Genomic DNA, 6,758 nt, shown 5'->3' with positions numbered 1-6,758 from the left:
GTGCGGGCGGAACGGCGGGCGGTGGCGAGTAGGAGGCGGCCGGCGCGTGCGGTTGGCGTGCCGCTGAGTAGGGACACGATCCGCCGCAGCCGCCTCAGCTCGTCGTCGCGGTCGGTGAGTGTCTGGTCGTACCACTGGTGGAGGGCGTGGGCTTCGGCCAGTTCGCGGGTCAGCCGGTCGCGGTCGAGCAGCAGCTCCTGCCAGCCCTGACGCCCGCCGCCCTGTGCGTCACCGGCGGGTGGTGCCGGCTCGCGTCCGGCCATGGTGGCCAGGGTCGCCGCCAGGTCGTCGGTCGGCGCCGGCCAGAGGTGGGCCAGCCCGGCGTCGACCAGCCGGGACGCCAGTCGGCGCAGCGCCGCTGCCGGCTCGGCCGGGTCCGCCAACCCGTGCCAGGCGCCGGCGGGCGTGACCACCACCTGGTCCGCCGGGACGCCGGCGTCCGCGCCGGCCTGCCACGCGGTGAGCAGCGCACGCACCGCCGGCAGGTCCCGCCGCAGCGTCGCGGCCACGACCAGTTCCTCGACGGTACGCCCCGGCGGAACCACGCTGCCGTCGGCGAACCGCCACCCGCCGGCCGGGTCACGGTGGACCTGCCGGAGCCGACCGTCCCGGACCAGCACCGCCGCCGGCAGGTCAACCGCCGAGGCGTCGGTGGTCGGACCGCGTTCGGCCAGCAGGACCCAGCCGGGCGCCAACTGCGCCACAGCCCCGTTCCGGATGGCCGCCCCGGCCAGCCGAGCCGGATCAGCCAGCCCGGCCGGATCAGCCAGCCCGGCCGGATCAGCCAGCCCGGCCGAATTAGCCAGCCCGGCCGAATTAGCCAGCCCGGCCGAATTAGCCAGCTCGGCCGGATCGGTAAGCCGGGCCGGATCGGGCGGTACCGGCGCGCCGGGCGCGGTGGGGCTCAGCGTGGTCTGGAGGAAGCCGGTGATGTCGCCGTCGGCCAGCAGGTCGGCGCCCAGCAGCGCGGTCGGTGCGAGCGGCTCCGGGAAGGACGCCCAGGTGCCGGCGATCCGCAGCCCGGCGGCCGCCAACCTGCCCCGGGTGCGGGTCAGCCCCGCCGGACGGGTGTCGTCGTACTCGCCGAGGGCTGCCCAGTCGGAGTCGGTGCTGTCGGGCGGCAGCGCCAGCAGTCGGTGCAGGCCGAGGAAGTTCTCGACGCCGAGCAGCAGCCGGCCGCCCGGCCGTACCACCGACACCAGCAGGTCGAACGCTTCCCCCCAGGTCAGCTGCGGGCTCTCGACGGAACTGAGCCGGGCCAGCCCGTCCAGGGCGATCAGGGTGTCGTACGGCGGCATCGCGGCGAGCTTCTCCGGGCTGCCGCAGCACACCTGGACGCCCGGCCGGTCGGCGTACCGTGCGGCCAGTGCTTCGGCGTCCGGCAGGCCCCGCACCAGCACGGTCAGTTCCGTCGCGGGCAACCTGTCGATCAGGTCCGGGTGGTGCGGGCCGACCACCAACGTGCGACCGGCCGCGGCGGACAGTAGCGCGGTCAGGGCCGGTCCGCGGACCGGGCCGGGGCCGTGCGCGCCGTCGAGATCCGACCAGCCGAGCATCTCGCCGCCGACCAGGTGGACGCTCATGTCAGCACTCCGCTTCGCTCCGTACCGGATCGGTCGGGCATCTCGTCGTCGCGGGCCTTCTCGTCGGGTGCGGCCGCACCGGGTTCGGGCCAGTGGAACAGCCGGCGCAGCTCGGCCGGCGGGAGCAGGCGGTCGGCGCCCAGCTCGGCCACGGCCAACGCGCGGGCAGCTTCCGGGTCGACCCGCGGGCCGTGCAGTTGCGCCCACTGCCGGCGGATCCGCGGCTGGCCGCCCCAGATCGGGGCCTCCCCAGCCAGTTGCATCGGATCGCCGTAGACGGCCGGTTCGCAGCCGGCCAGGATGCCGTAGAAGATCGCGCTGCACAGCCGGTTCGAGGCGACCCGTCGGTGCTGGCGCAACTCGGCCAACTGCCGGTGGAGGAACGCCGGGTCGAGGTCGGTCCACCGGCCGCCCCGGTAGCCGTGACAGACGACCCGGAAGCCGGCCTGCTCGTAGTGTTGCCGCACCCGCCTCGACCGGTACTCCTGCCAGTAGAGGCAGACCGTCACCGGACCCGGCTCCACGGCCCGGATCTCGTCGATCAGCCGGCCGTGGTCGCCCACCACCTGCTGCCCCTCCCAACCGTGGAAGGGGTACCAGATGGTGCCCTCCCGTCGCTGCGGGCCGTCGGGCTCCATCGCCAGCAGGTACGCCCACGGCGAGCCGACCACGTACGTCTGCCGGCGCCCGAGCGACCAGGCCCGCCGTCGCGTCTGCTCGGACCAGAGGAACAGCGGCACACCCGGTACGAACTCGTGGTCGGGGGCCATCCCGTCACCGATGTTCCAGCCGTGCTGCAGGTAGCCGTGGATGCGGGGCGGCTCCCGGTCGTCGAGCCCGCAGTAGCGGGCCAGCACGTGGGAGTGCCCGTAGTAGTGGTTGGCGTGGTGCACGGCGACGGGCGTCCCTGGTCGTGACGACGGGTGGAGGCGGAGCGTAACGAGCCCACCTGAACACCCGGCCACACCGAGGTGTCCGCCCGGTGTGCCGTGCGCGATATGGATGGAGCCCCCGGCCGGGATCGAACCGGCGACATCCCGCTTACAAGGCGGGTGCTCTGGCCAGCTGAGCTACAGGGGCGTTGTGTCGTGGTCAGCATAGCGACCGACGTCCGCTTTTCCCGCTCGGCAGGGGTCCCGAGCACGGGAAACGTCAACATCCCGACGTGCGAGCGTCGATTCGTGTCCGACCGTGCCCGACTGACCGGAATGCGAATGCTCCGGCTCCCACCTATCGTCCCGAACCTTGGCATCGTGGCGAAAGCCGTTTACCGTGCAGTGACACGGACGACACCGGGTTCACCCCTTGCCGGCCGTGGCGCCGACACGGGCATCCGTGCCGGTCGCTCCTTCACTCGGATCGTCCGGCACGTTCCTGCCGGTGAAAGGAAGCGTTCCCCCATGGCTACGGTCACCTACGCGAAGGCGTCCCGGATCTACCCGGGCACCGAACGCCCCGCGGTCAACCAGCTCGAGCTCGAGATCGGCGACGGCGAGTTCCTCGTCCTGGTCGGTCCCTCCGGTTGCGGCAAGTCCACCAGCCTGCGCATGCTCGCCGGCCTCGAGGACGTCGACGACGGCGCGATCTACATCGACGACCGCGACGTCACCCACCTGCCGCCGAAGGCCCGCGACATCGCGATGGTCTTCCAGAACTACGCCCTCTACCCGCACATGTCGGTGTACGAGAACATGGCGTTCGCGCTCAAGCTGCGCAAGACCTCGAAGGCCGAGATCGATCGGCGGGTCAAGGAGGCGGCGGCGCTGCTCCAGCTGGAGGAGTTCCTCAGCCGCAAGCCCAAGGCGCTCTCCGGTGGTCAGCGCCAGCGGGTCGCGATGGGCCGAGCCATCGTCCGGGAGCCCCAGGTCTTCCTGATGGACGAGCCGCTGTCGAACCTCGACGCCAAGCTCCGGGTGCAGACCCGTACCCAGATCGCCTCGCTGCAGGCCAAGCTCGGCGTCACCACCGTCTACGTGACCCACGACCAGGTCGAGGCCATGACCATGGGCCACCGGGTGGCGGTCATGCTCGACGGCGTGCTCCAGCAGGTGGACACCCCGCGGGCGCTCTACGACACCCCGGCCAACGTCTTCGTCGCCGGCTTCATGGGCTCGCCCGCCATGAACATCAAGACCGTCCAGCTCACCGAGCAGGGCGCGGCGTTCGCCGAGCTGCTCGTCCCGCTGACCCGGGAGCAGGCCGAGGCGGCCCGCGCCGAGGGCGGCGACGGCAAGGTGACCGTGGGCTTCCGTCCGGAGGACTGCGACATCGTCAGCCCGACCGAGGGCGGCATGCCGGTCGTGGTCGAGCTGGTCGAGGACCTCGGCTCGGACGCCAACGTCTACGGTCACGCCGCGCTGGACGGCGCCTCCGAGCGCTTCGTGGTGCGTACCGACCGGCGGCACATGCCGAACATGGGTGACACGATCTTCGTGAAGCCGCGTACCGGCCGGAGCCACGTCTTCCACGCCGCGACCGGGCAGCGCATCTGAGGTGTAGCAACACTGCACGCAACTGCGAAGGGGCGGCCCGCTGCTGGCGGGCCGCCCCTTCGGCGTACTGTCTGGGCTTTTGGTGGGCCTCAGCCCTCGACGGCCCGGCGGCGCGCCACCTCGGCCAGGGTGACCGCGGCGGCCACGCTGGCGTTGAGCGACTCGACCTCGGAGATCATCGGGATGCTGACGGTCAGGTCGCAGGTCTGCCCGACGAGCCGGGACAGCCCCCGCCCCTCCGAGCCGACCACGACGACCAGCGGGCCGACCGCGGCCTCCAGGTCGTACAGGTCCGTCTCGCCGTCGGCGTCCAGGCCGACTACCACGAAGCCGGCGTCCCGGCACGCCTTCAGCGACCGGGTCAGGTTGGTGACCTGGGCCACCGGCACCCGGGCTGCCGCACCCGCGCTGGTCCGCCAGGCGGTCGCGGTGATCCCGGCCGCCCGCCGCTCCGGTACGAAGACGCCCTGCGCGCCGAACGCCGCGGCCGAACGGATCACCGCGCCGAGGTTGCGCGGGTCGGTGACCCCGTCCAGCGCCACCAACAGCGGGGCCGACTGCTCCAGCGCGGCGGCGACCAGGTCCTCGAACGGCTCGTACGCGAACGGCGGCACCTGGAGGCCGACCCCCTGGTGCAGCACGCCCCCGGTCATCCGGTCCAGCTCGGCCCGGCTGATCTCCAGGTTGGCGATGCCCCGGTCGGCCGCGGTACGGACGACCTCCTTCACCCGGTCGTCCATGTCGATGCCCTGCGCGGTGTAGAGCGCGGTCGCCGGCACGTGGGTGCGCAGCGCCTCCAGCACCGGGTTACGGCCGACCAGCAGCTCCGGCGCGTCCTTCGCGGGGTTGGACTTGCGCCCCGGTGCTACCCGGGGTCCGCCGCGCCCGGCGGGCTCCTTGCCCCGGGCGGGCTTCGGGGTGGCCGTGCCCCGGCCGCCGCCCTTGCCCCAGGTGGTGTCCTTGGTGCCCGGCTTGCCGATCTTGGGGCTCCGCCCCTCATCGGCCGCCGCGCGACGCTCCTTCTCCTGCTTCCAGGCGGTGCGCTGGGGCAGCTTCTCGGTGCCCGAGTACGCCTTGTGCCAGGGCCGCTCGTCGGCTGGCAGGGTGCGCCCGCGCCCGGCGAGGGCGTCCCGGTTCTTGCCGCCGGATCCCTTCTGGGCGCTTGCCTTCGACGTCACCCGTCGGCCACGGCGTTGCGAATTGCCGGCCATCAGTCATGCTCTCCAATAGTCCAACGCGGGCCCTGGGGGGTGTCCTCGACCACCACGCCGGCCCGCTTGAGCTGGTCCCGCAGCGCGTCGGCGGCGGCCCAGTCCTTACGGACCCGGGCCTGCGCGCGCTGTTCCAGGGCCAGGGCGACCAGGGAGTCCACCACGCCACGGAGGTCACTCGCCCGGGCTCCACCGGTCCACGCCGGGTCGAGGGGGTCAGTGCCGAGGATATCCAGCATCGCGCGTACGCTGCCGAGCGTCGTGCGGACGGTCACATCGTCCCCGCCGGCCAGCGCGTTGTTGCCGTCGCGCAGCACCTCGTGCAGTACGGCCAGCGCGACCGACGTGTTCAGGTCGTCGTCCATCGCCGCGGCGAACGCGGCCGGCAGCTCGCCGAGCTGGCCGGTGCCGACCCGCTCGACGGCCCGTTGCACGAAACCCTCGATCCGCCGGTACGCGACGGCCGCCTCGCGCAGCGCCTCCTCGGAGTAGTCGATCCGCGAACGGTAGTGCGCGGCGACGTAGTAGTAGCGCAGCTCGACCGGGCGCACCCCGAGCGCGGCGACGTAGTCCAGGTCGAGGGCGTTGCCCAGCGACTTGCCCATCTTGGTCCCGCCGATGCCGAGCAGGCCGTGATGCACCCAGTACCGGGCGAAGGGCAGGTCGGCGGCCTGGGACTGGGCCAGCTCGTTCTCGTGGTGCGGAAAGATCAGGTCGAGCCCGCCGCCGTGGATGTCGAACTCCGCGCCCAGGTACCGCCAGCACATCGCCGAGCACTCGATGTGCCAACCGGGACGGCCCCGGCCCCACGGCGACGGCCAGTAGGCGTCCGCCGGTTCGTCCGGTTTGGCGCCCTTCCAGAGCGCGAAGTCACGCGGGTCGCGTTTGCCGCGCTTCGGGGCGCAGTCGGCGGACTGCATGTCCTCCGGCGACTGGTTGGAGAGTGCCCCGTACGCCGGCCACGACCGCACGTCGAAGTACACGTCGCCGGAGCCGTCGGCGGCCGGGTACGCGTGCCCCCGGTCGATCAACTGCGCGATCAGTTCGTGCATCTCCGGGATGTGCCCGGTGGCCCGCGGCTCGTAGGTCGGCGGCAGCACGTTCAACGCCCGGTACGCCCCGGCGAGCTTCAGCTCGTTGGCGTACGCGATCGACCAGAACGGGCGCTCCTGCTCCTGCGCCCTGACGAGGATCTTGTCGTCGATGTCGGTCAGATTGCGGATGAAAGTGACCTGGTAGCCGGCGGCCAGCAACCAGCGGCGCAACACGTCGTAGTTGACTCCGGACCGGAGATGACCGATGTGCGGCGGTGCCTGGAGGGTGAGACCACACAGGTAGACCCCCACCTTGCCGGCTTCCCGCGGGACGAAGTCCCGCACCGATCGGGTGGCGGTGTCATACAGGCGTAGCGTCACCGTACAAGGGTAGCCGTCCGTCGTTTTCCCGGTCCGCCGGAGCCGGGTCGTACGCTG

General features: G+C 72.3%; 5 protein-coding genes and 1 tRNA gene. 1 reads left to right on the top strand and 5 read right to left on the bottom strand.

Going from position 1 to position 6,758, the window contains the following annotated elements; translation table 11 throughout:
• The 3 genes from C1I95_RS14485 to C1I95_RS14475 all read right to left on the bottom strand — a co-directional run.
• The coding region (locus C1I95_RS14485; RefSeq protein ID WP_111214349.1) for an NACHT domain-containing protein at window positions 1–1,583 on the bottom strand (1,583 nt) is incomplete at its 3' end.
• Window positions 1,580–2,476 (bottom strand): hypothetical protein, encoded by an 897-nt coding sequence (locus C1I95_RS14480; RefSeq protein WP_233513672.1) that lies wholly within the window; start codon window positions 2,474–2,476, stop codon window positions 1,580–1,582. The genes C1I95_RS14480 and C1I95_RS14485, both read right to left, overlap by 4 nt.
• A 110-nt stretch (window positions 2,477–2,586) precedes the next feature.
• Window positions 2,587–2,663 (bottom strand) — tRNA-Thr (locus tag C1I95_RS14475).
• Between the two features lie 320 nt (window positions 2,664–2,983).
• Here C1I95_RS14475 and C1I95_RS14470 point away from each other — a divergent pair.
• Window positions 2,984–4,075 (top strand): ABC transporter ATP-binding protein, encoded by a 1,092-nt coding sequence (locus C1I95_RS14470; protein ID WP_111214348.1) that lies wholly within the window; start codon window positions 2,984–2,986, stop codon window positions 4,073–4,075.
• Between the two features lie 89 nt (window positions 4,076–4,164).
• Here the strand turns inward: C1I95_RS14470 and rlmB are convergent, their stop codons facing one another.
• A complete protein-coding gene (rlmB, locus tag C1I95_RS14465; protein ID WP_111214347.1) occupies window positions 4,165–5,286 on the bottom strand; it encodes a 23S rRNA (guanosine(2251)-2'-O)-methyltransferase RlmB in 1,122 nt (373 codons plus the stop codon).
• Window positions 5,286–6,701 (bottom strand): cysteine--tRNA ligase, encoded by a 1,416-nt coding sequence (gene cysS / locus C1I95_RS14460; protein WP_111214346.1) that lies wholly within the window; start codon window positions 6,699–6,701, stop codon window positions 5,286–5,288. The genes rlmB and cysS overlap by 1 nt, the downstream gene beginning before the upstream one ends.
• Window positions 6,702–6,758: the final 57 nt, after the last annotated feature.

The sequence above is a fragment of the Micromonospora craterilacus genome (assembly GCF_003236315.1).
Taxonomy (GTDB): Bacteria; Actinomycetota; Actinomycetes; order Mycobacteriales; family Micromonosporaceae; genus Micromonospora; species Micromonospora craterilacus.
The sequence above is the reverse complement of the archived record's forward strand: the minus strand, read 5'-3'. Positions and strand labels throughout refer to the sequence as shown.

Excerpts from the sequence above, each read along its gene's own strand:
- C1I95_RS14470 (WP_111214348.1), top strand. The coding sequence starts at position 2,984 with ATGGCTACGGTCACCTACGCGAAGGCGTCCCGGATCTACCCGGGCACC.
- rlmB (WP_111214347.1), bottom strand. The coding sequence starts at position 5,286 with ATGGCCGGCAATTCGCAACGCCGTGGCCGACGGGTGACGTCGAAGGCA.